We start from the raw sequence: 23,187 nt of genomic DNA on the forward strand, positions 1-23,187 counted from the left end.
AACGCCGCCAGGCTCACGGGCGAGTCATCAACGACGCCACGGCGTTCTGGACAATCACACCCAGGATGCCGAGCACAGCGAGCGAGCTCATTGTAAGTGTGAGACGTTTCTTGAGGCCGGGGTCTTTCGACACACGTGTAGCGAACACGACATTCACCAGCACGCTCACTGCGGTCGCGAGAACGGCGCCGATCGCAGCAACCGATGGCGTGATAGTGCCGTGTGCGGCGAGCAGCGCGGCCGATGCGACAGTGCTCGCGCTCGACAGAACACCGCCGATGATGCTGATGAAATAGAAACCGGCATGGCCGAGCAGACGCTGGCCGAGTATTCCGGTAACCTGAATAGCGAGAAATACGAGCCCATACTTGATCGCCGATGTGATGGAGAACGGCGAAGTCAATGGGATGAGGGGCTGATTCTGGGCCGTTGCTTCGGACGCTCTGACCGACCGGTAGTGAAGAACGAGTAGCACGACCCCCGCACCGATCATCAACGTGAATGCAAGCATTCCACTCACGAGTGCTGCCGGTGCCAGCAGTACCAGCAGGACTGCGTTGCGAAGTATGGACGCTACAATTGCAAGCAGGATTCCGGCGTACGCAACGCCCGTGAGCGCATCACCGCTGTCACGGTCACGTGTAGCCATCTCCGTGACCGTAACCGTGCTGTTCACAATTCCGCCAAGAAATCCCGTCAAGGCGACTCCTTTTGGGCCGTACATCTTGAGCAGGATGTAATTCACGAATCCGATGCCCGCGATGAGCATTACGATTATCCACGCTGCTCTGAGATCGAGGAGATCCCAACGGTCGGCGAATCCGCGTGGCAACACCGGATAGACAACGAACGCGAGAATCGCGAGCAGTATCGCCGACCGCAGTTCCGAATCGGTAAGACCGAGACTGAACTTGTGAAGTGGCTGCTTCCACGCCAGCAGCGCCGCCGTTATCACCGCAAGCGCGGTGGGCGTGAGTGTCTGTCCTTCTCCTGCCAGTATTCCAGCGAGCACGATGAGCACGAGCGCCGCCGACGTCGTGAGTTCGATCCCCTCGCCTGCTCGCATGGTCTGCATGTTCAGCAGTACGATCAGAACGCCGGTCAGCCCGACGCTCAGCAGAGCGAAGCTCTCGCCCAGCAACGCCCCGGTGCATCCGATCAACGCGATGAAGGCGAAGGTCCGAAGCCCCGCCTCCTTGCCACGATGCTCACGCTCCAGCCCGGCAAAAAGCCCGATGGCAAGTGCGAGTGCCAGGCGTTGGAACGTCGGCAGAAAAGGCCAGAGAGATGTCGAGTCCAATTTCCCGTTTGGGCCTGAAAGTTGTGCCTGAAAGTTGTGCCTGAATGTTCTTCTGGAAGTTACCGCTTCCGCGTATTTCTGATCGAACCTGGCTTTCGAATTGGCGCTCGGTATACGGGCTCGATGGCCCATCTGTTAACCTTCAAACCCCGAACCCTGGAAGAGATAACGTAATGGCGTTGTTGGGCATGCAGGACGTAAGCATAGCGTTCGGTGGACCGCCAGTCCTCGATCACGCCGCATTCAGCATCGAGCGCGGGGAACGCGTCTGTCTGCTCGGACGGAATGGCACTGGCAAGAGCACGGTATTGAAGCTGCTGGATGGTACCATCGCACCGGACAGCGGGGAGATTGTGCGCCAGACCGGGATCGCCGTAACGCGTCTGGAACAGGAGATCCCGGCCGATCTCGGGGGAACGATCTTCGACGTCGTTGCCGCCGGACTCGGCGACACGGGCAGCCTGCTTACGCGCTATCACGCGGCGAGCCAGCGAGTGGCGACTGACAGCAGTGCCAGCGCGCTGCGCGATCTGGATCGGCTGCATCGAGCGCTCGACAGCGCCAATGCATGGCAGGTTCAGACCCGGGTGGAAACCGTGCTCTTTCACCTGGGATTGGACGGCGAGGCACAGTTTGCGTCGGCGTCCGGCGGCAGAAAGCGTCAGACCCTGCTGGCTCGCGCGCTCGTAGCCGAGCCGGATGTGCTGCTGCTGGACGAGCCGACCAATCATCTCGACGTCGATGCAGTCGAATGGATGGAAACGTTTCTCGTGGATCGCGGCATCACTCTCGTGCTCGTCACGCACGACCGTGCCTTTCTGCGCCGCGTCGCCACACGCATCGTCGAGCTCGATCGTGGACAGCTGGTCGATTGGGGTGCCGATTACGACACATATCTCGAGCGAAAGGAGGCAGCACTCGCCGCCCAGGCGCGCGAATGGGTCGAGTTCGACAAGAAGCTCGCAAAGGAAGAAGTCTGGATTCGCACCGGCATCCAGGCGCGCAGGACTCGCAACGAGGGACGAGTTCGATCTCTCGAGGCGTTGCGGAAGGAACGCAGTGCGCGCCGTGAGCGCACAGGAACCGCGAAGTTGCAGGCACAGGAATCCGATCGGTCCGGACGACTGGTCGTGGAGGCGCGAGCCGTGACATTCGCGCGCGGTGACCGTACCATCATTCGCGATTTCTCGACGACTATCATGCGCGGTGATCGTGTCGGGCTCATCGGCCCGAACGGCTCCGGCAAGACGACGCTGCTGCGGCTGCTGCTTGGCGAGCTCGAGCCTGATTCCGGTACGATTCGCATCGGCACAGGACTCGATATAGCGTACTTCGATCAGATGCGCGAGCAGCTGGATCCCGACAGGAGCGTATTCGATAGCGTGGCCGACGGCTCCGATTTCATAGACATCGCCGGCGCGCGGAAGCACGTACTTGGTTATCTCCAGGATTTTCTCTTTTCGCCTGACCGCTCGCGCGCTCCCGTGCGCGCGCTATCCGGTGGAGAGCGAAATCGTCTGCTGCTGGCGCGTCTCTTTACGCGGCCGTTCAATCTGCTCGTGATGGACGAGCCGACCAACGACCTCGACATCGAGACGCTGGATCTCCTGGAAGAGCTTCTGTTGGAGTTCAATGGAACGCTGCTGGTCGTGAGCCACGATCGCGCGTTTCTCGACAACGTCGTCACGAGCACGCTGGTATTCGAGGGCGACGGTCGCGTGGGTGAGTACGCTGGTGGTTACACCGACTGGCTGCGCCAGCGACGAATGCCGGAGCGGGAAACGTCAACGACATCGGCAGCAAGCAAGCCGAAACGCGGCGCTGCTTCAACTCCGACGCCTGCGCGCAAGCGTCGCCTCACCTACAAGGAAACGAGTGAGCTGGCATCGCTTCCGGATGAGATCGACAGGCGCGAGAACGAGCGCGAGCAGATCTACACGTCGCTTTCAGATCCAGCATTCCTGCGAGATGGCGCAGCCGTCGTCGCCGCCAGGGATCGGCTCAACGAGATCGAGCTCGAGATGACCCGGTTGATGGGACGATGGGAGGAGCTGGAGACGATCGCGAGCGACAGCTAGAACCGTCAGGTGCTGACCGTCGCTACTTCACCGCCGTCAACACGCGCGCAGGCGGATATATCCACGGCGTGATTCCATGCAGCTCGACCTCGCCCATACCCGCGGCGCGAAACTCCTTCGCGTAATCCCCGACGTGCGCGATGTCGAGGATTCCCACACGTCCGCCGGGTTTGAGCACTCGCACCATCTCGCGAATCGCCTTGCGTCGCTCAGCGTCTCCGGTCACGTTGTGAATTGCGAGGCTCGATACCACCACATCGACGCTCGAGTCGTCCAACGGTAGTGCACGCATGTCTGCGTCGCGCACTTCGACCCGATCCTCCACTCCCTCCGCGCGAGCGTTCGCCAGTGTTGCAGCCGCGGAGTTGCTCTTCTGATCGACCTGCGACCAGAGATCCACGCCGATCGCGCGACCGCGTGGAACTCGTTTCGCCGCACCGATCAGCAGCAATCCATGCCCGCACCCGACGTCGAGCACGGTCTCCGCGCCGTTGAATGCGAGCCGCTCCAGCAAACGGTCACGAGCCCGCAGCTTCCCCCACCTGCTGCTCGCCATCATCAAGCCGGCGCCGACCAACAATGCCCAGCCGATCCATAGCAGGATCGACCCGATCGCGACCTGACGCAGCACCGCCGCCGTAAATACGGGCCGGCCGGCCACGATCCCGACCACGACGGCCACGATGCCGCAGATCGACATGACGCGAACGACGCCCGGCGCATCCAGACCGTAATCGGCGTGCGACGGCGTGATCTTGTCGGCTGCAGTCATGCGGATCTCCGTCCGGGAGTAAGATCGAACGTTATCCCAATTCGGCCCATCGTGCTATAAACAAACGATTACCACGCAGTCCGCTCCGTGGGACTGTATGGGGGCGCATACAATTTGCGTCTGCGGATACTGCAGGACGCTTTCGGCGCGGGTATTGGGCGCCATGGCGAGTACCGGCGTCGAGTTGGCGGGTTCGTTAGCCTCCGTACGGGCCACCACTCGGCGCCCGGCGCGTCCCGAGGGTACACCGGACGCCTCGTCAATCGCGGCTAGGCCGCTACGGCCATCTCTTCCTGGACCGAGCGCGCCACGCAGTATTCGTTGCAGCGGATCCTGCGCGGACACTTGAGACAATCGCGCCTGATCTTCTCCGGATACAACGCCCGGTCCGCGATCACGTAGCCCGCGCTCTCGAAGAACTTGGGCGTGAGTGTCAGCGCGAACAACTCGTCGATTCCACGCTTGCGGGCAAGTCGCTCGACTTCGGCAACTATCGCAGTTCCGAGCCCGAGTCCATGCGCGTCACGCGCAACTGCAACAGACGCGACCTCGGCGAGCGAAGGCGAGTATTCCTTGAGCGCGCCGCACGCCATCACGGTTCCAGCGGAATCCACGGCAACTACAAAATCGTGCAGCGTCAGGCTTACCGATTCGGGCGACCGGTACAACATGATCGCCTCTGCGGCATAGCCATTCACGAGCGACACGATGCCGGAGATGTCACCGCTCTGCGCGGGGCGCAACGCGATCGATGCCGTTACATCAGGATTCATCGAAGGACCTCTTCCAGCGATTCGAGCCCCTCTCTCATCTCATCGCGACTCATGACGAGCGGCGGCAGCAGACGGAGCGTGTACTCACCCGCCGATAGAATGAGAAGACCCGCATCCATCGCGCGTGCGACGACGCCTGCGGCGGGCTCCACGACGTCGATCCCCCACATGAGCCCCATGCCACGCACCGCTCGCACGCGACCAGTACGACGCATGATCGCGCGAAGCTCCTCGCCCATCCATGCACCGTTGTCGCGCACCTGCTCCAGCAGCGCCGGCTCCGCAAGACGCTTCACGACATGCAGCGCGACGCTCGCGACCAGGGGCCCTCCACCAAACGTGGTACCGTGATCGCCGGGCTTCATTACTGCCGAGATCTCTTCGCTGACGAGCACGGCGCCCATCGGCAGACCGGCGGCAATCGGCTTGGCAAGCGTTACCATGTCCGGCACGACGCCAGTTTGCTCGTACGCGAACAATGTTCCGGTACGACCGAGCCCGCTCTGAATCTCATCGAAGATGAGAGCGATGCGACGCTCGTGCGTGAGCGCGCGCAGCTCCGCGAGCAGCCCGGGGTCGATCACTCGCACGCCGCCCTCGCCCTGCACCGGCTCGAGTATCACCGCTGCAACCGTACGCGCATCCAGCGCCGCATCCAGATCCTCGATTGTGCGCTCGACGATCGATACACCCGGTGCCAGTGGCTTGAATGGCGCCTGGTACTTTGCGCGATCGGTAGCCGCCAGCGACGCGAAGAGGCGGCCGTGAAACGCGCCGCGCAACGAGATAATACCGGTCTTGTCGGGCGACATGGAACGGCCGAACTTGCGCGCGAACTTGAACGCGCCCTCGTTCGCTTCCGCGCCTGAGTTGCAATAGAAGACTGACGACGCGAAGGAGTGATCGACGAGAAACTCCGCCAGATCCTCGCCCGGCGCAGTGCGATACAGATTGGATACGTGCAACAGGCCCGTGGCGACCGCATCCTGAATCGCGCGTGCGATGCCGGCATCGTTGTAGCCGAACGCATTGACGGCGATGCCACTCGCGAAATCCAGATACGCCTTGCCGGTCTCGTCGTACAGATACATGCCGTCGCCACGAACAAATTGTGCTGGCGGACGCTTGTACGTGCCGAGTATGGCTGACTGCGTTGGCACTGGAACCGGCATTGCCGGCTGTTCGGTGGATAGCTGCATCACAGGCAAAGTCATTGTCGTCACTTTGCGCCTACCGTTGCGAGTGTTATGAATGTGCCGCGTCCGGATTCTCCGAGCGCGTCGATATCGGCAATGCGAACAACACGAACGCCGCCCGCAAGCGCGGCGTGCGCTGCTTCCAGCTTGGCGGCCATTCCGCCGACAGCGATTCCCGACGCGATGAGTGCACGCGCTTCATCGACGTCGAGCTGATCGATCACCTCTCCCGACGAATCGAGCACGCCTTCGACGTCTGCAACCAGCAGCAGCTCGTCAGCGCCGAGTGCAACTGCGATGGCGGCCGCGGCATCATCACCGTTGACGTTGAGCGCAGTGCCCGGCGTTTCAGCGTTCGTCGCGAGTGGCGAGACGACTGGCAGTAGGCCAGCGAGCCAGAGCGTCTCGACCAACGACGTGTTGATGCTCACCGGCATGCCGACGTAACCGAATTCCGAAATGCCGAGCGGTTTCGCCGCGATCAGGGACGCATCTTCGCCGGAGATTCCGACGGCCGGTGCGCCAGCAGCGTTGAACTGCGACACCAGTCTCTTGTTGACGACACCCGAGAGAACCATCCGGATGATGTCGAGATCCTCGAGCGTCGTGACGCGGCGGCCGCCGGCGAACTTCGGCTCGCCGCCGAGCTTGCGCTGCAGCGCCGAGATCTCGTCGCCGCCGCCGTGGACGATACACATCGCCTTGCTCGCGTTCCATGCGGAAGCGATCATCGCGGCGAGCGAGTCCGCGGATTGTGCGCGGCCACCCAGCTTCACCACACGCGTCAATGGCTCCGTCATGCCGGCAATCCCGCGATTTCCGGAAGCCCGAACATGACGTTCGCGTTCTGAACCGCCTGTCCCGCCGCGCCCTTCATGAGATTGTCGATTGCCGCGACAATTATCAATGTCGGTTGACGCACGTTCGCAGCCTTCGTGACGCTCATGCGCACGACATTGCGGTGAACCACCTCGCGAAGCGACGGCATCGTGTCGCTCACTTCAATGAACGGCTCATCGCGATACAGGTCACGCCAGAGCGACAGCGGCTGCGCGAGCGACTCATTCACGGGGACAGTGATCGTGGCAAGTATGCCGCGCGCGACGGGAAGCAGATGCGGCGTGAAGAGAATGTCGTTGTCACCGCCCATCTCGCTGACCACTGCGCGCATCTCGTTCAGGTGCCGGTGCTCGTTCCCCACAGCGTAAGCACGGAAGTCTTCAGCCACCTCCGCGAACATCAGCTCCGGCTTCGGTGTGAAGCCGGCCCCGGTAACGCCGCTGGCCGCGCTCACGTTGATGGTCGCACCCTTCGCTATGAGCGAACGGGCGAGCAGCGGCGCCAGCGCGATGAGAATCGCGGTCGGGTAGCAGCCTGGATTCGCGACGACGTCCGCCCCTGGCAGCAACGGCCGCGTCAGCTCGGTGAGGCCGTATGGAACAGTCGTCCCATTAAACGATGTCGAGCCGTTCCCGGGGCGCAGATCCGCTGAGAGATCGACCACCTTGGCGCCTGCCGCGGCAGCAGCGTGTACCCAGCTCGCGGACGCCCCATGTGGCAGCGCCGAAAAGATGAGGCCGGCGCTGTCCAGCTTCGCCTCGTCGGTCGCGATGAGAGAGATGGAACGGCCGGCAGCACGGATGGTCTCGCCAGCCCTGGAATTGGCCGACGCGAAGACCAGTTCCATGCATGGATGCCGCGTAACGAGATCACAAATCTCGCGGCCCGCGTATCCCGAGGCGCCGAGCACGCCGACCGTAATTTTATTCACCAGGAATGTATAAACAGTCACCGGGGCAGTCGCAATAGCTCCGATGTCTCTAACGAAGGTCTGCCAGTCAGCGTACAGAAGGAGACCCCTCAATCAGGAGCCGCGTTTAGTGCGCATTCGTCTTTTCTCAGCGCTGACATTCCTTGCGACAGCCTTGCCGTGCACGCCCGCGCTGTCAGTCGCGCAACGTGCCGCATCCGCGGTGCCGACGCCGGCTTCCGTGATCGGCTTCGCGCCCGGCACAGACAGGAAGCTTCCGGAATGGAAACAGGTAGTCGCGTACTTCCACGCGCTCGAAAAGGCGTCGCCGCGAATTCAGGTGCACACACTGGGCAAGACGACGCTCGGCCGGCCGTTCGTCGCCGCTTACATCGCCGACTCTGCAACGATCGCGAATCTCGCGCATTATCGCGGCATCCAGCGCCTGCTCTCGGATCCACGGCTAACGACGCCGGGACAGGTCACCAGGCTCCAGGTCGATGGCAAGCTCGTAATCCTCGTCACGTCGAGCATCCACTCCACGGAAGTCGGCGGCATACTCACGCCGATGGTGCTGGCCCAGAAGCTGGTGGGAGACGAGGACGACAACACGCGCTCCATCCGGCGCAACACCATCGTGATCCTGGTTCCGTCACTCAATCCGGACGGCGTGGACATCGTGCACGACTGGTACGCGAGCTCCATGGGCACGCCGTGGGAAGGAAGCGGACCACCTGTGTTGTACCATCACTACACGGGCCACGACGACAACCGCGACTGGTACGCGTTCACCCAGGTCGAGACGCAGATGGTGATCGACTCGCTGTACAGCCCGTGGCATCCGGCGATCGTCAACGACATCCATCAACAAGGATCTTCAGGCACGCGGCTCTTCATTCCGCCATACATGGATCCGATCGAGCCGAACATCGATCCCATCCTCATGGCGGGCGTAGCGCAGATGGGCAAGGCGATGACGTGGCGCATGACGTCCGACGGATTCGTCGGCATCGCGAACAACACGTCGTACGATGCGTGGACTCCGGCGCGCGCGTATCAGCACTATCACGGCGCGATCCGCATCCTGACCGAGACGGCCAGCGCGGATCTCGCCTCGCCGATCGACGTACCATTCGATTCACTTCGCCCCGGCTACAATGTCGACCCCAAAAAGACCGGTGTCGATTTCCTCACCACGTGGCCCGGTGGCAGATGGACCATCGGCGACATCGTTCGCTATCAGACCGCGGCAACGATGGCGTTGCTCACGCAAGCCGCTGCCGATCACATCGAATGGGTGCGCACATATTCGCAGGTCGAGCGCAACGCAGTGATGGGCAATCGCGCGCCGGGACGAGAAGATTGGCCTGCGACGATCGTGATTCCAGCGGAGGCTGCGCGCGACACCGCGATCAACGCGGCGCTCGGCATTCTGCAGCGCGGACGGGTTGAAGTGCGTCGCGCTAAATCTGCGTTCAGTGCAGATGGAAAGCAGTTTCCGTCCGGAAGCTATCTGATCTACACTGCGCAGCCATACGCTGCGTTCGCGAAGACGCTGCTCGAAGACCAGCACTACCCGAATCTGTTCGAGTATCCCGGCGGTCCGCCCAAGCGTCCGTACGATGTCACGGCGCAGACGCTGCCGCTGCTGTACGGCTTCAACGTGTCGTTCGTGCGCGACTCCGTCACGGTTGCATCGACACCACTTGCTCCGGTTCGCGCGATTCCCTGGGTCGCGAAGGGGCTCAGCAACAACAAGGCGCGCCGTATCGCGATGTTCCAGAACTGGGCACCGTCGATGGATCAGGGATGGACGCAGTGGGTGTTCGATCAGTATCACGTTCCGTACACGCTGATTACGGCAAAGGACATTCGCGCCGGCAATCTCAGCTCTCGCTTCGACGCGATAGTGCTGCCGGATCAGAATGCACGCCAGATCGCCGGCGGCCCGCGCGGTGCATATCCGGATTCGCTCAAGGGCGGACTCGGCGACGATGGAGCGAAGCAGCTGGCGGCGTTCGTAAATGCCGGCGGTACTCTCGTGGCATTCAACGCTGCGAGCAATTACGCGATCGAAGCGCTGTCGCTACCAGTGAAGAACGTACTTGCCGATGTGCGGCCGAAGGATTTCTACGCGCCAGGCTCGCTCTTCAGGGTCGAGTTCGATCGCGCCAATCCTCTCGCGGATGGCATGACGGCACCGACGCCGGCAGTCTGGTTCGAGGGTGGCCCGGCGTTCGAAGTAACCGATCCATCGCGTGCAACTATCGTCGCACGCTATCCTGCGCAGGGTGATCCACTCCTCTCCGGCTGGCTGCTCGGCGCAGACCGCATCAACGGCAAGGGCGCGATGGTGGACGTGAAGCAGGGCAAGGGACACGTCGTACTGTTTGGATTCCGCCCGCAGTACCGGGCGCAGAGCATGTCGACGTATCCGCTGGTCTGGAATGCGTTGAGGTAAGTTGCAATAGGTGTCGAAATCAAAACGCGCCTGCGGAAATGCAGGCGCGTTTTGATTTTCCGTATAAGCTCTACACCGGATCAATGAATCGTCTCATGCCGTTCAAGCATCGCCACGAAATCGGCGATTCTCCTGGCGCGAGTCTCCGCACGCTTCGCGTTGTGAATGCGGAACAGGATGGCGTAGCGGTTCTGACTGGTTAACGTAGCGAAGAATTTTGCTGCGCGCGGCTTCGCGTCGAGCGCGGCCTGCAGATCGGGCGGGATTTCGATCGTTGCCTGCGAGGCATACGCCGCATCCCACCGACCGTCCTTCTTCGCGCGCTCCATCTCGGAGACACCTGCGGGCATCATCTTCCCACTTTCCAGCAGTGCAACCGCCTTGTCGCGGTTGATCACGGACCAGATGCTTCGCGCACCACGAGGCGTGAACTTCTGAATGAACGTCTCTTCGTCGTATCCCTTTCGCTGGCTATCTATCCAACCGTAACACAGGGCAACGTCGAGCGCCTCGGGGTGCGACACGGAGGGGATGCCGGATCCTTTCTTCGCGATGCGGATCCAGATCCCCACTGAAGTCGTGTGATGCTCGTCGAGCCACCTGTTCCACGCAACCTGGTCGGCGAATGGAACGATCGGAATATCAGTCGGTGCTGCGGCCTTCTTCGACGCTCGCGCCATTCAATGCAGGACTCGAAGTTACGGCTTGGGCTTGAGTGACTGCATTGCTCGGGTCGCCCCACGGTCCTTCGGGTCGATCGACAGTGCCTTCTCGAAGCTCTTGATTGCGGTCGCCGTATCGCCGCTGGCAAGTTGCGCAATACCAGCCTGGGACCACGCGGGCGCGGAGTTCGGTGCGTATTCCAGATTCAGCATGTAGAACTTGAGCGCGTCCGCCACTTTGTTCCGCTGACGCAACGCACTGCCAACCGCGAACAGTGGAGCTTCACCGAAGTCGTACGACGCGCGTCCGTAGTAACGCTGCCTCAGCTCCCGATACGTTGCGATGGCGGAATCGGTGCCGGCGGAATCGTAGCGAGTAAGAATTACCTGCTCGAGCGGCCGAGGCTCCATCACACCACGGTGACAGGTGGCGCAGGTGACGACGACAGGTGGTTCCAATCTCGATGACAGCTTCGTCAGATAGTCAGCGTTGATGGCAGAGACCATGCGGAGCATCGTACGTGCCTTGTTCTTGTTCGGCTTCACGTCCGATGCAAAGTCGTGCCGATCACGTGGGATGCTATCATCAGCCATGTGGCAGAATTCGCAGCCCACGCCGAGCGCCCGCGTGAACGTGCCCATCGTATCGAGTAGCGCCTGCCGAGAGATATCCTTCGGAAAGAACTTGAGGTTCTTTAGAGGCGGCGGTGGACCCTGAGGGCGCTGGTTCTGCGCCCCTATGGTAAGTACCGGAATCGCGATTGAAGCAATGGCGGCAAATGCAAGAACGCGGAAACGTGTCATGGTTGATCCTGGAAGTTGAGCTCCACAGTCGGTACTGCTGGTGCAGTCTCCACCGTCGCCTAAAACATGCGTGAAACGGGCTGTTTTCGGAAGATCAGCTGGAGCCGCAATTCGACCATGCCGATGCCCGACGCGAAGCCGTCCGGCACCACTCGTACCTCCTCGAAACCCTCGCGCTCGAAGAAGCCCCCGACTGCGCTGACTTGGGCGAACGGTCACCAAACGCGCCTGAACGGTCCGGAGCGAGCGTAGACGGCTGCGTAGAAGCATGTGGCGAGCGCCGCGCTATCATGTCGCATGCCAGGCCGCCAGGCGGTCCGACGATGTGCAGGGGGTCAGCTGGAGCTACTGATCAGTGCGGCGATCTCGCGCGAGGTTATCGGCTCGTCCACGAACGTGAACGTGCCGTGCTCCTTCATCTCGCGTGCTGCACGGACAACTGCGGCAAATGCGATACGAGTGAGTGCGCCGCCAACGCTGATGCGCTTGGCGCCGATCCGCGACAGCCCATCGACGTCGAAGTGCACGCCCTGCATTCCGGCCAGAACGTTCACCGGCCTGTCCACCGAGCGTATCATGGTCGCTATCTCGGCTACATCCGTCATGCCGGGCGCATACAGAACGTCGGCGCCGGCTTCCTGAAAGGCTTGTAGTCGCTTGATGGTATCCGCAAGGTCCTTGCGCCCGTGCAGATAGTTCTCCGCGCGCGCGGTCAACATGAATGGAAACGGTAGCTTGCGCACCTCCTCTACAGCTGCGCGAATACGATCGACCGAATGCTCGAACGCGTAGATCGGATCGTCGTTGCGGTTGGTGCTGTCCTCGATCGAACAGCCAGCCAGGCCGGCGCCAGCTGCCAGACGAATCGTCTCCGCAACGGTTTCCGGATCGTCTCCAAACCCGTTCTCCAGGTCCGCGCTCACGGGCAGTTCCGTCGCGGCGCACAGGTTTGTCGCATGCGCGATCATCTCGTCGCGCGTGACTCCGTGGTCCTGACGACCAATCGAGTTCGCGTAGCCGACGCTCGTGGTCGCGAGTGCCTCGAACCCAGTGCTTGCCAGGATTCGCGCGGAGCCGACGTCCCATGGATTCGGAATTACGAAGGCGCTATCGCGGTGATGCAAATCGCGAAACCGTCGTCCCTTCTCTGCCTGCGTTATCATCGTAAAAACTCTCTCTTCAGGAAACGACTGTGCCGATCAGGCTGCGAACAACGGAGCAAGATCGACGTAGATGCGACATTCGTCCGCAAGTGGTGTCGATGATACGCTGATCGGAATCAGATGAAAGATCGTCACGGCGGGCACAGTTACTTCCTTTCCGTCATGCCTCATGTAGGTAACGACGGCCTCGAGAACCACGATGTCGCCTTCGATCCAGGTGCGCCCGGAGTGATGCCGCAGCGACTTGAACGCAGCGAAGAATTGCGCGATTGCATCACGGATCGCATCGCGCCCAGTCAGCGCGTCGGAGTTGCCGAAGCGAAGTGTGGCGCCCGGTGTGAATACGGCCGCGAAACCGTCTGCATCCTTGTGATCGACGTGGTCCGAATAAAGCGTGCCAGCCCAGCGAATAACGTCGTCACGTGTGCGGCCTGCATCCTGCGGCAAGATGGAACTCCCGTTGAGTGGTAATCATCACAAGATATACGAATCGGCACACGCATCACAGTGCATATCACAGTGCATATCGCAGCGCATGTCACTACGCGTGTCACTGCATCAGCTTGCGCGTGAAGTAGGTCATCTCCAATGCCGTCGTGTGCGCGCGCTCCTTGAGACTTGCACCTGACCCGTGACCACCTTCTATCACTTCGTAGAACAGGTACGGGATATTCATCGACGCCAGCTTTGCCGCGAATTTGCGTGCGTGTTGCGGACCCACGCGGTCATCCTTGGTGGTGGTCCAGATCAGCGGTTCCGGATACTTCACGTTGGCGTGAACGTTGTTGTATGGTGACAGGTATTCCAGGAACTTGCGCTCCGCCGGAACGGAAACGCTGCCATACTCTCCCACCCACGAGCTGCCCGCCGCGATCTGCTCGTAACGCAGCATGTCCAGCAAAGGGACCTGGATGTCCACCGCAGTCCACATCTCAGGATGCTGGGTGAACTCGACGCCCATCAGCAGACCACCGTTCGATCCGCCCTGAATGCCGAGCCGGCGTGTGCTTGTGATTCTGCGCTTGACGAGGTCCTGCGCAACCGCCGCGAAATCGTCGTATACCACCTGACGATGCGTTTTGAGGCCGGCCTCGTGCCAGGCCGGACCGAACTCACCGCCGCCACGAATGTTCGCGAGCACCCACACTCCGCCGTGCTCGAGCCACAGCTTGCCGATGTTCGGCGAGTAGTTGGGAGTCTCCGACACCTGGAATCCGCCGTACGCATAGAGAATCGTCGGATTGTTCCCGTCCAGCTTCATGCCGCGCCGATGTACGACAAAGTACGGTACACGCGTGCCATCCTTCGACGTGGCTTCGAATTGCTCGACTACATCATTCGACGCGTCGAACTTGGGCGGAAGCGACTTGACCGACGAGAGCGCACCCGACTGCGCATCCACCAGCCATACCGAGCTGGGCGTCAGGAATCCGGTAACGCCAAGAAATGCCGTGTTCGAATGCGCATCAGCATCGACGATGCCGATGGTGAGATTGTCGGGAAACCTGAGCTGGGAGCGTGTCCACCGGTTCGCGGCTGCCGGCGTGTATGTGTAGGCGCGTCCACGCACATTGTCGAGCTGCGTGAGTATGAGCGCGTTCTTCGTCGTAGCCATCCCACTGATCGACTCCCGGGGGCCGGGCGCTGCAACGAGCGTCGGCGCAAACTTCGCCGGACTCGCGAGCATGGTCGCCAGCGGTACCGATACGACGGATCCGGCCTTGAAGGCGGTGCCACCAGCTGGTGTCCAGGCTGTGTCCAGCGAAATGATCACTCTGCCCGCAACCATTGCCGACACGGACGACTTGAGCGGAAGCGCAAGCTTCTCGAATCCGTTCCTGGTCAGGATGAACTGCTCGGCCTCGAACGTGCTCAGTGGACGGGCCACGAACACTGCATGGTTACCGTCGCCATCGTCGAGCGTGAAAGGCGACACGCCATATCCGCCGTCGTTCGCCGTTCCGCGAAACACTTCGGTCGCCGCCGACAGCGGCTGCCCGCGCTTGATGCGCTTTACAATGTAAGGATATCCCGACTTCGTGATCTCGCCCGGTGCCCACTCGCGCGCGACCAATAACGTGTTGGGATCTTCCCACGCCACGCGTTGCTTGCCATGCGGTAATACGAATCCACCCGACACGAAACTCGCACTCGGCAGATCGATCTCCCGAACAGTCACGGCATCCTCGCCGCCGTCCGACAGTTGAACCATGCAACGGCGCTCCGCAGGCTCGGCGCAGGTACTTCCCTTCCAGAACCAGTTCGCCTTCTCTGCCTTGGATAGCGCGTCGAGATCGAGCACGGTCGTCCATGCCGGTGATGCGCTTCGGTAGCTGGCGAGCGTCGTGCGCCGCCACAGTCCGTGCGTATGCTCTGCGTCCTGCCAGAAATTGTAGATCTGACCGCCGATGATCGACGGCGACGGAATGCGGTCACGCGCCTCCGCCAGCTTCACCGCATCGGCGTAAAGCGCAGCATAGTGCGGATCCTTCTCCAGCACCGCGACGGTCTTTGCATTTTCAGCGTTCACCCACGCCATGGATCGTGGACTGGAAACCTGCTCCAGCCACACAAAGGGATCGTTGCTGACCGCAACCGACGGATGTGCAGCCGCCCCGGACTGTGCGCCGATGGACGGGCTGGCAAACGTGACGAGCGACGCAGCCAGCGAGAGTGACCGAAACGAGAGTTTCATGGCCCTTGAGAGTTTGTGGTACGGAGAGAATAGCGCGCCCGCGGGCGCGGCGCCACCGTCACACTCCCACTGCTGTCGTGCGTCGGCGGCTGAAGTCCGTCCCGGCGCTGGCACCGGCCCGGGATGCGCTGCGGCTGCTACCTGTTCAACCAGTAGCTGAACTTCACCAGAAACGTGTTGTCCGGCCGGAGCTGCAACAGATCCGGATATGTCTGTGTCCATCCGCGTGCATCTGGTGCGTTGTCGTACCGCTGACGTCCCTGCGTCCACACCAGGAACAGTGTCGATCCTGGTCGGTATTCCCAGCGCACTACAGTATTCGACTTGAACTCGCGATCGCTGAATCCCGACATCGCCGACACTGGTGGCGTGTAGGCGACATATCGGTCGGAGTATCGCGCTGCACGCGGATCCGCACTCAGTTCGCGCGGGTCTGAGTAGGAACCGTTCGACACGAAAGGCTGCGCATAGAACTGGAACGACAGCGCCGGTGTTGCGATGTACGTCGCGCGAACGGCGGTGACGAGCGTGTTCTGATGCAGATGCGCGAATGCGTAGTGCATCGCGGATGTAGCTGTATCATGGAAGTTGCCGATCCACTGCGTGTTGTCGTCGTTGTGCGATGCGGTGACATCCAGCGATAGAAGCAGTTGGCTCGATGCGCGCACGCTTAGCGTTGGCTCGATGCTGAGATTGTGCGAGCGCCCCTCGTCGGTGCGCATGTAGTTCAGATAGACTGCCGGCGTGATTCGGCGTCGATCATCACCGGTGACACCCATCCATGGAGAGAGATACGACGATTGCCGCACCGCCGGCCCGCCCCGTGCGCACCTGTCGCAGTACGTGCTTCCCAACTGGCCAAGCGTGGCGCCAGCGTTGAAACCCCAATTGTTGTGGAAAACGAAATGCACGTTGGAATTGACCGCATGCTCCAGCGCCAACCCGTTCGTGTTCCACGTATTCCAGAAGTTGCCATTGATTCTAAAGCTGTTGTAAAGCCGAGTCGGCTTCAGAAAATTGAGCGCGCCCCAATTGCTCCAGCTCTGCCGATCCGCCCGGCGCAAATACCCGATATCGTTGATCTCGTAACCTGCGGATTGACGCTGGTAGCTCGTCTCGAAGCGTGTGATCCCGCCGCCGTACTTGCCGAACAGCAGCTCTTCCGCATTACCTGTCAGCGACGTGAGACTGGAATCGACGCGCAGCTTCCCGTCAGGCCGCTGGTAGTAGTGCACGGCGCTCATCTGAGTCTGCGTGATCGCAGCGGCCGTTCCCGTCACTTCACTTCCCGTCAACGATCCGGAGATCTTGTAATTGTCGTTCAGGAAGCGATGCGCGAAGTCCACTCCGCCAACAGTCGCCGTTCGCCGCAGCGCATCCGCAGTCCACGAGTCGGTGTTCCGGTCGACGCTCGTGAGAACAGCGCCGATGTAGCTCTTTCCATCACGGAACTCGCGCTGCACACGAGCGACACCGTAATTGGTCGTTGGCTCGATGGTCCTGTCGAGCGAACCCGTCGCGCGCTCCGTCACCGCGTCCAGCACTCCCAAAGACAGCGACTTTCCAATCCGGCCACTCAGCTTGGTAGCGCCGAGGATAGTCGTCGCGGTCGGCGAGCTCGGGTCACCGTAATTCCCAATTAGTTGCGGAGTGCGACCAATTCTTCGTGAGTAGAACAGTCCCTCTGAGCTGCAGTTCACGACGTTGCAGTTGATGCTGAACGCGTAACGCCCCTGTCCTTCGACGAAGAACGGACGCTGTTCGTTGAAGAATGTCTCGAACGTACCGAGGTTGAGCACCGACGGATCTGCTTCCACCTGACCGAAGTCAGGATTCACCGCCGCCGTCAGTCGCAGACTCGGCGTCACGCCAACCTTGAGATCCGCACCGGCAGAAAGGCGCTGCGCACGGCCGTACGACGAAGCGCCCACCGTCGAAACATTCTTTGTCACAACGTACGGAACCACTTCGAGCGGATGCGTCGATCCCACGTCCCCGATACCGGTCACCGTTCCCAGTTGAGAGACAGTCGCGTTCCTGCTTGGACGAAACACCGGCCAGCTCACACGCTCCTTGAAGCGATCGATGTCGCGCCAGATCCCGAACCCGATCGTGTGCACCGGTGCGTTGTTGAAGCCAAGCTGCGACATGGGAATCGCGAACTCGGCGGTCCACCCGAGTGAATCGATGGATGTCGCAACGTCCCAGACGCCATCCCACGTCTGGTCTTCGTTGGTGTCGTCGTACATCGCGTAATCACGCTTCACCAGACCCGGGCTGACTGCGAACTCGAATCCACTGCGGCCGTCGTGATACGAATCGATCATCACCTTCAGCTGATCTGTCGGCGGACGAACGTCCCGCCGCGCAAGGGTCTTGCGTATGAGCGCCGGCTCGGGATCGAACGCGCGAATGAAGACGTAGATGTTGTGACTGTCGTACGCGACCTTGAATTCGGTGCGGAAGCGCGGATCGCCGTCCTCCACCGGATCGAACTCGCGGAAGTGCGTTACCGCCGGCGCCTTTCGCCATACCGCATCGTCGTCGCGACCATCCAGCACGGGCGGATGGTCCGCATGCACCGCTGCAACCGACGTTATGTAGTCAGATGCAGCGGCTGGCTGCGGTGCCTGAGATGCCTGAGATGCCTGTGCACGAACGAGGACAGGAGCCATCGCGCCGAGAATCATCGCCACCGCACCGAGCGTGGGCCGCGAAGCTGAGAATGAAGATCGAATCTGAAAGGACACTGGCGAGCGTTGAATGGTGCATTGACGGGCCCGCCGGCGCGTGCCCTTCTCGACCATGAGATGCTCGACGTGTCAAAATGGTTTGTTTCGGCATGGAAGCACCTCCATCGCCCCACATCGTCAGTTCACTATGGATACCGTGAATCCGTCATAACCCTTCAACCCAACTGTTTGAATCGCCGTGCTGGTCACTAGCGCGCTTATGGACACCCGGTCGAAGAATCGACGTACCCCTTGCGTGCCAGTGTCTTCGGTATCGTCGTTGATGACATCCCCATCACGCACGACGTTGTCGACGACGATCATGCTTCCGGGATGCGCCAGCGTGACCGCCCAGTCGAAGTAGGCGGGTATGTTCTGCTTGTCGGCGTCGATGAAGACCAGATCGAACGGCTCGCGATCTTCCGCGGCCAATTGCGGAAGCGTGTCGAGCGCACTACCCACGCGCAGATCGACGACGTCTGCGAATCCCGCTCGCGCTATGTTCGCTCTTGCAACGTCCGCGTGCATGGGCGCCTTCTCCAGAGTCACGATCCTTCCTCCAGGAGCGAGGCCGCGTGCGAGCCATATCGTACTGTAGCCGCCGAGTGTACCGATCTCGAGGATCGACTTGGCGCGCAGCGTCATGGCGAGCAGTTGGAGCAGTTTCCCCTGAGTCGGAGAGACGCTGATCGCCGGCATGTTCGCCGCCGCCGTCGCAGCCTGCGCAGCGTCCAGCGCGGAATCCGGGGGAATCAGCTTCTCCGCGAGGTAGCCGTCGACCGCCGTCCATGTTTCCTGATCCATCGTGTTGGCTCCGTAATCGTGATACCGGCCCTGCCGGCTGGCCGTGTTCGGGTGAATACAGGTCAAAGATGCTGCAAAGCCCGGTCCCGCGGCCGATCCGGCCCGCGTGGCGCAGTCGCCATCTTGTCACATAGAAAGGCTACACATAGATTGACTATGTATTGATCGCCTGGGGCAGTTGACCCTAACGCCAACGTGCCGATGACTTCGTGGGGACCTGAGCCGGTAATCCGACTCGAACGGGTCGGAAAGACGTATCTCACCGATGAAGTGGAGACGCGCGCCCTGTCCGACGTGTCGTTCGAGATCGCGCGCGGAGAGTACGTCGCGATCTCCGGTCCGTCAGGGTGCGGCAAGACCACTCTGCTGTCGATCCTCGGCCTTCTCGACGTCGCAAGCGCTGGCCGCTACGTCCTTGGCGGCCGCGACATTGCGGAGCTGTCGGGCGGACAGCGGGCGCGCATTCGCAACAGCCAGATCGGTTTCATCTTTCAGGCGTTCAACCTGCTGGGCGATCTCACCGTGTGGGAGAACGTTGCGCTACCGCTGAGTTACCGCGGTCTCGAGCCGCGAGACCGGCGCAAGTGCGCGCTCAACGCCCTCGAGCGAATGGGGATGGCGCACCGGCTGGATCACTATCCGGCGCAGCTCTCCGGCGGTCAGCAGCAGCGTGTCGCGGTTGCGCGAGCGATTGCAGGCGAGCCACTGATCATTCTCGCGGACGAGCCTACCGGTAATCTCGACAGCGATAACGGCGATCAGGTGATGGAACTGCTGGCTGAGCTGCATCGCACGGGATCGACGATCTGCATGGTGACACACGATCCGCGTCATGCCCGGCACGCCGAGCGAACAATCAATCTGCTGGACGGGAATGTCGTCGCAATAGCATCGCGAGATTCGATGCTGCAACCAGTCTGATACCACCATATCCATCATGTCGAAGAAAACCGATCGCGCAGACGTACTTCCTGGCACTCTGGACATGCTGATTCTCAAGACACTCACCATCACACCGATGCATGGGTACGGAATCGCGCAGCACATTCAACAGGTATCGCGCGAGGCGATTCAGGTCGAGGAAGGCTCACTGTATCCATCGCTTCAGCGTATGCAGGTGAAGGGATGGTTGACGTCGGAGTGGGGTCAGTCCCCGACGGGACGCCGCGCTCGATACTACAGGCTCACCGCCGCCGGCAAGAAGCAGCTCGGCGCGGAGGTGGCGGATTTCCGAAAGGCAATAGAAGCGATTCAGCGGGTCATCCAGGCAGTCTGAGGTAACGAGTAATGGCGATTTGGAGCTGGTTCGCGGCGATCTTGAGACGTCTGTCGTTCCGTGCGCGCCGTGCTTCGCTGGATGAGGAACTGCGTGACGAGATGCAGTTTCATATCGACATGCTGACGCGCGACAACGAGGCGCGCGGGATGGCACCGGATGCCGCGCGCGAGCTCGCGAGACGACAATTCGGAAGCGCGACGATGCTGCAGGAGGCGAGTAGAAATCACTGGTCGCTCGGCTGGATCGACGCGCTATGCCAGGACGTGCGGTACGGGGCGAGATCCCTGTTGCGAACTCCGGCGATCACGCTGACCGTGCTGCTCACACTCACGCTCGCAATTGGCGCCACGACAACGGTGGTTGCGTTGCTCGATGCAACTCTATTGCATCCAATCCCGCTCCACGATGTCGACCGTATTGCAACCGTATGCCAGGCTGCTCCTTCTGAATCGGCGTGCGTGACGCTATCTCCCGGAAATTATGTAGCGATTCGCGCTGCACACACCGTCTTTCAGGATGTAGCACTGGAGCGATACTGGGACGTGACGGTGTCGGGTCGTGCAACGGCAACTGTTGCCGAAGGTGCAGTCGTCACGCCGAACTACTTCTCGGTACTCGGCGTCACGCCATTGATTGGCCGGTCGTTCACGCAATCTGATGCGGACGCGTCGACGCACACCGTAACCGTGGTGATGCTGAGCTATTCATTCTGGCAGAGCCACTTCAATGGAGATCCGACTATCGTCGGGCGCAGTGTGTCGTTGAACGGGATTCCGAGAACAGTGATTGGAGTCTTACGCAGGGACGATGCATTTCCGACGACTGCGTCCGTCTGGGGACCGGTCAGCGTTCCCGATAGTGTTGCGTTGAACCGCAACTTCTTCAATGGCAGCATGGTGCTCGGGAGACTACGACCTGGCGCAACAGCTGCCGACGCCGCGCGCGATGTGGCGGCAGTCGAGCGACGGCTCGCGGTTGAGTCGCCGACACCCAATGACAGCTGGCGTTTCATAGTGGCACCGCTCAAGGAATTCCGAACCGGCGACGTCCGGTCGTCAGTCCTGCTTGTTGTCGGCGCCGTCACCGGTCTCCTGCTCATCGCGTGCGCCAACGTTATCAACCTGATGCTCGTTCGCGCGACTACACGCGAGCGCGAAGTAGCGGTTCGCGCGGCGCTGGGCGCGGGACGCGGACAACTCGCACGTCAGCTGATCATCGAAGGCATGATGCTGTCACTCGCTGCAGGCGTACTTGGCGTGCTTGCTGGCAAACTGGGAGTGACTCTGGTCAAGCAGAATGTCCCGGCAGACCTGTTCAGCTTTCTCCCGGGATGGGAAGCAATGGGTGTCAACAAGCACGTGGTGCTCATGATGCTGGGAATATGCGTCGCGATCGGCGCTGGGTTGTCCGCATTTCCGGCGTTTCGAGCAGCGCGCGCGGAGCTGACTGGAGCGCTCAAGCAGGGCACGCGCGGCAGCACTGTCGGTCGCCGAATCGCAAGAGTACGCACGACGCTCGTCATCAGCGAGATCGCACTTGCCGTAATACTCGTTACGGCAGCCTGCCTGCTGGTTCAGAGCTTTACGAGGCTGACTGCGGCCGGCACCGGTTTGAAACCCGACCAGGTGCTCACACTTCATCTGCAGCTTCCATCCACACTGAACGCCAGTCAGGCAATTACGTACCGCAGCACACTGGTGCATCAGCTCGAAGCACTACCGGGTGTCCGCCGTGTAGCGGTGATTGACCGGCTCCCGCTCAGCAACAGCAACAACTCCGGCAACTTCGTTCCCGACAGCCGGCCGGGCATCCCGGTCATTCAGGGACTGACCGCTCACGAAGAAGTAGTCACGCCGGGCTACTTCGCGGTCATGGGAATTCCACAGATCGACGGCCGGGACTTCAACGATGCCGACCGTGACACGACCACCTCTGTAGTGATCATCAATCGCACGATGGCCAATCGGTACTGGCCTGAGCGTAGTGCGATTGGCCATACGATCCGCATGGGCCTCGAGGGACGTGAGCAGTACACCATAGCTGGTGTCGTCGGAGACGTGAGTTACGCCGGTGCAGACGAGCCGCCAGGACCGGAAGTCTACTCTCCGATGCGACGCGCTGTCTGGAGCACCGATATCGCGATTCAGACAGCCGGGAATCCGGGCGGAATGGCGCAGCAGGCCATCAGGACGGTTGGCGCAATCGATCCTTCCGTTGCCGTAACACGTGTCATGACGATGCGAGCCATGATGGCGCGACACTATTCGTACAACAGCCTGCTCGCGGACGTTCTCGCCGTCTTTGCGCTCATCGCACTCGTGATAGCCGCGTCCGGTATCTATGGCGTCGTCTCGTACGGTGTCGCACAGCGCACGCAGGAGATCGGTGTCAGGATGGCGTTGGGCGCGAAATATCATACAGTTGTGCGCATGGTGATCATCGACGGTGCTCGCATGGCGGCGATCGGTGTCATGCTCGGTATCACCGGGGCGTGGTTCACTGGCAGGACTCTCGCATTCCTGCTCTACGGAGTGACGGCACGAGATCCGGTCACTCTGATCGTGGTAGCGCTCGCGCTTGGCACGGTTGCGCTGGCTGCCAGTTATTTCCCCGCCAGGCGTGCCGGGCGGGTGGAGCCCGTTGTCGCCTTGCGCTATGAGTAGAGAGGGCCCCATGGAGTAAGGATCGACGTAAGGATTACCCAGGGAATCATCGCAG

18 protein-coding genes are annotated in these 23,187 nt (G+C 61.2%); 5 read left to right on the top strand and 13 right to left on the bottom strand.

Features of this window, described 5'->3' with window-relative positions:
• Nucleotides 1-13: 13 nt before the first annotated feature.
• Nucleotides 14-1,300 (bottom strand): DUF4010 domain-containing protein, encoded by a 1,287-nt coding sequence (locus V4529_04395; protein MES2357562.1) that lies wholly within the window; start codon nt 1,298-1,300, stop codon nt 14-16.
• Nucleotides 1,301-1,473: 173 nt separating this feature from the next.
• Between V4529_04395 and V4529_04400 the strand changes: the two genes are divergently transcribed.
• Nucleotides 1,474-3,378, top strand: a complete 1,905-nt coding sequence (locus V4529_04400; protein MES2357563.1) for an ATP-binding cassette domain-containing protein — start codon at nt 1,474-1,476, stop codon at nt 3,376-3,378.
• Between the two features lie 22 nt (nt 3,379-3,400).
• Here the strand turns inward: V4529_04400 and V4529_04405 are convergent, their stop codons facing one another.
• The 5 genes from V4529_04405 to argC form a co-directional block, all read right to left on the bottom strand.
• A complete protein-coding gene (locus V4529_04405) occupies nt 3,401-4,150 on the bottom strand; it encodes a methyltransferase domain-containing protein (protein MES2357564.1) in 750 nt (249 codons plus the stop codon).
• 269 nt (nt 4,151-4,419) lie between these two features.
• Nucleotides 4,420-4,923 (bottom strand): GNAT family N-acetyltransferase, encoded by a 504-nt coding sequence (locus tag V4529_04410; GenBank protein MES2357565.1) that lies wholly within the window; start codon nt 4,921-4,923, stop codon nt 4,420-4,422.
• A complete protein-coding gene (locus V4529_04415; GenBank protein MES2357566.1) occupies nt 4,920-6,137 on the bottom strand; it encodes an acetylornithine/succinylornithine family transaminase in 1,218 nt (405 codons plus the stop codon). The genes V4529_04410 and V4529_04415 overlap by 4 nt, the downstream gene beginning before the upstream one ends.
• A 5-nt stretch (nt 6,138-6,142) precedes the next feature.
• Nucleotides 6,143-6,919 carry an acetylglutamate kinase gene (argB, locus tag V4529_04420; protein ID MES2357567.1) on the bottom strand — a complete coding sequence of 259 codons (777 nt, stop codon included), beginning with the start codon at nt 6,917-6,919 and terminating at the stop codon, nt 6,143-6,145.
• Complete coding sequence (gene argC / locus V4529_04425; GenBank protein ID MES2357568.1) at nt 6,916-7,890, bottom strand: N-acetyl-gamma-glutamyl-phosphate reductase; 975 nt, start codon at nt 7,888-7,890, stop codon at nt 6,916-6,918. Before argC ends, argB begins: the two co-directional genes overlap by 4 nt.
• A 109-nt stretch (nt 7,891-7,999) precedes the next feature.
• Here argC and V4529_04430 point away from each other — a divergent pair, with 109 nt between their 5' ends.
• A complete protein-coding gene (locus tag V4529_04430; GenBank protein MES2357569.1) occupies nt 8,000-10,330 on the top strand; it encodes a M14 family zinc carboxypeptidase in 2,331 nt (776 codons plus the stop codon).
• Nucleotides 10,331-10,410: 80 nt separating this feature from the next.
• On the opposite strand, the gene V4529_04435 is transcribed toward V4529_04430, so the two are convergent.
• The 7 genes from V4529_04435 to V4529_04465 form a co-directional block, all read right to left on the bottom strand.
• Nucleotides 10,411-11,010, bottom strand: coding sequence for a YdeI/OmpD-associated family protein (locus tag V4529_04435; protein ID MES2357570.1), 600 nt, complete (start codon nt 11,008-11,010; stop codon nt 10,411-10,413).
• An 18-nt stretch (nt 11,011-11,028) separates the two neighbouring features.
• Nucleotides 11,029-11,796 (bottom strand): c-type cytochrome, encoded by a 768-nt coding sequence (locus tag V4529_04440; GenBank protein ID MES2357571.1) that lies wholly within the window; start codon nt 11,794-11,796, stop codon nt 11,029-11,031.
• 335 nt (nt 11,797-12,131) lie between these two features.
• Complete coding sequence (locus tag V4529_04445) at nt 12,132-12,959, bottom strand: isocitrate lyase/phosphoenolpyruvate mutase family protein (protein ID MES2357572.1); 828 nt, start codon at nt 12,957-12,959, stop codon at nt 12,132-12,134.
• Between the two features lie 36 nt (nt 12,960-12,995).
• Complete coding sequence (locus tag V4529_04450; GenBank protein MES2357573.1) at nt 12,996-13,406, bottom strand: nuclear transport factor 2 family protein; 411 nt, start codon at nt 13,404-13,406, stop codon at nt 12,996-12,998.
• A 103-nt stretch (nt 13,407-13,509) separates the two neighbouring features.
• Nucleotides 13,510-15,654: a prolyl oligopeptidase family serine peptidase gene (locus V4529_04455; GenBank protein MES2357574.1), complete on the bottom strand. Its 2,145-nt coding sequence runs from the start codon at nt 15,652-15,654 to the stop codon at nt 13,510-13,512.
• Between the two features lie 137 nt (nt 15,655-15,791).
• Entirely contained in the window at nt 15,792-18,404 is a 2,613-nt protein-coding gene (locus V4529_04460) for a DUF5916 domain-containing protein (protein MES2357575.1), read from the bottom strand.
• Nucleotides 18,405-18,524: 120 nt separating this feature from the next.
• Nucleotides 18,525-19,190 carry an O-methyltransferase gene (locus V4529_04465; GenBank protein MES2357576.1) on the bottom strand — a complete coding sequence of 222 codons (666 nt, stop codon included), beginning with the start codon at nt 19,188-19,190 and terminating at the stop codon, nt 18,525-18,527.
• A gap of 201 nt (nt 19,191-19,391) precedes the next feature.
• Between V4529_04465 and V4529_04470 the strand changes: the two genes are divergently transcribed.
• The 3 genes from V4529_04470 to V4529_04480 are packed head-to-tail and all read left to right on the top strand — an operon-like array spanning nt 19,392 to nt 23,132.
• A complete protein-coding gene (locus V4529_04470; protein ID MES2357577.1) occupies nt 19,392-20,111 on the top strand; it encodes an ABC transporter ATP-binding protein in 720 nt (239 codons plus the stop codon).
• Between the two features lie 16 nt (nt 20,112-20,127).
• Nucleotides 20,128-20,466: a PadR family transcriptional regulator gene (locus tag V4529_04475; GenBank protein MES2357578.1), complete on the top strand. Its 339-nt coding sequence runs from the start codon at nt 20,128-20,130 to the stop codon at nt 20,464-20,466.
• Nucleotides 20,467-20,477: 11 nt separating this feature from the next.
• Nucleotides 20,478-23,132, top strand: coding sequence for an ABC transporter permease (locus tag V4529_04480; protein MES2357579.1), 2,655 nt, complete (start codon nt 20,478-20,480; stop codon nt 23,130-23,132).
• Nucleotides 23,133-23,187: the final 55 nt, after the last annotated feature.

It is taken from the genome of Gemmatimonadota bacterium, from assembly GCA_040388625.1.
In the GTDB taxonomy this organism is placed as follows: Bacteria; Gemmatimonadota; Gemmatimonadetes; order Gemmatimonadales; family Gemmatimonadaceae; genus Fen-1247.

Coding starts and splice junctions, on each gene's coding strand:
- V4529_04445 (MES2357572.1), bottom strand. CDS start 12,959: ATGATAACGCAGGCAGAGAAGGGACGACGGTTTCGCGATTTGCATCAC.
- V4529_04440 (MES2357571.1), bottom strand. CDS start 11,796: ATGACACGTTTCCGCGTTCTTGCATTTGCCGCCATTGCTTCAATCGCG.
- V4529_04400 (MES2357563.1), top strand. CDS start 1,474: ATGGCGTTGTTGGGCATGCAGGACGTAAGCATAGCGTTCGGTGGACCG.
- V4529_04480 (MES2357579.1), top strand. CDS start 20,478: ATGGCGATTTGGAGCTGGTTCGCGGCGATCTTGAGACGTCTGTCGTTC.
- V4529_04465 (MES2357576.1), bottom strand. CDS start 19,190: ATGGATCAGGAAACATGGACGGCGGTCGACGGCTACCTCGCGGAGAAG.
- V4529_04455 (MES2357574.1), bottom strand. CDS start 15,654: ATGAAACTCTCGTTTCGGTCACTCTCGCTGGCTGCGTCGCTCGTCACG.
- V4529_04410 (MES2357565.1), bottom strand. CDS start 4,923: ATGAATCCTGATGTAACGGCATCGATCGCGTTGCGCCCCGCGCAGAGC.
- V4529_04475 (MES2357578.1), top strand. CDS start 20,128: ATGTCGAAGAAAACCGATCGCGCAGACGTACTTCCTGGCACTCTGGAC.
- V4529_04415 (MES2357566.1), bottom strand. CDS start 6,137: ATGACTTTGCCTGTGATGCAGCTATCCACCGAACAGCCGGCAATGCCG.
- V4529_04435 (MES2357570.1), bottom strand. CDS start 11,010: ATGGCGCGAGCGTCGAAGAAGGCCGCAGCACCGACTGATATTCCGATC.
- argB (MES2357567.1), bottom strand. CDS start 6,919: ATGACGGAGCCATTGACGCGTGTGGTGAAGCTGGGTGGCCGCGCACAA.
- V4529_04405 (MES2357564.1), bottom strand. CDS start 4,150: ATGACTGCAGCCGACAAGATCACGCCGTCGCACGCCGATTACGGTCTG.
- V4529_04470 (MES2357577.1), top strand. CDS start 19,392: ATGACTTCGTGGGGACCTGAGCCGGTAATCCGACTCGAACGGGTCGGA.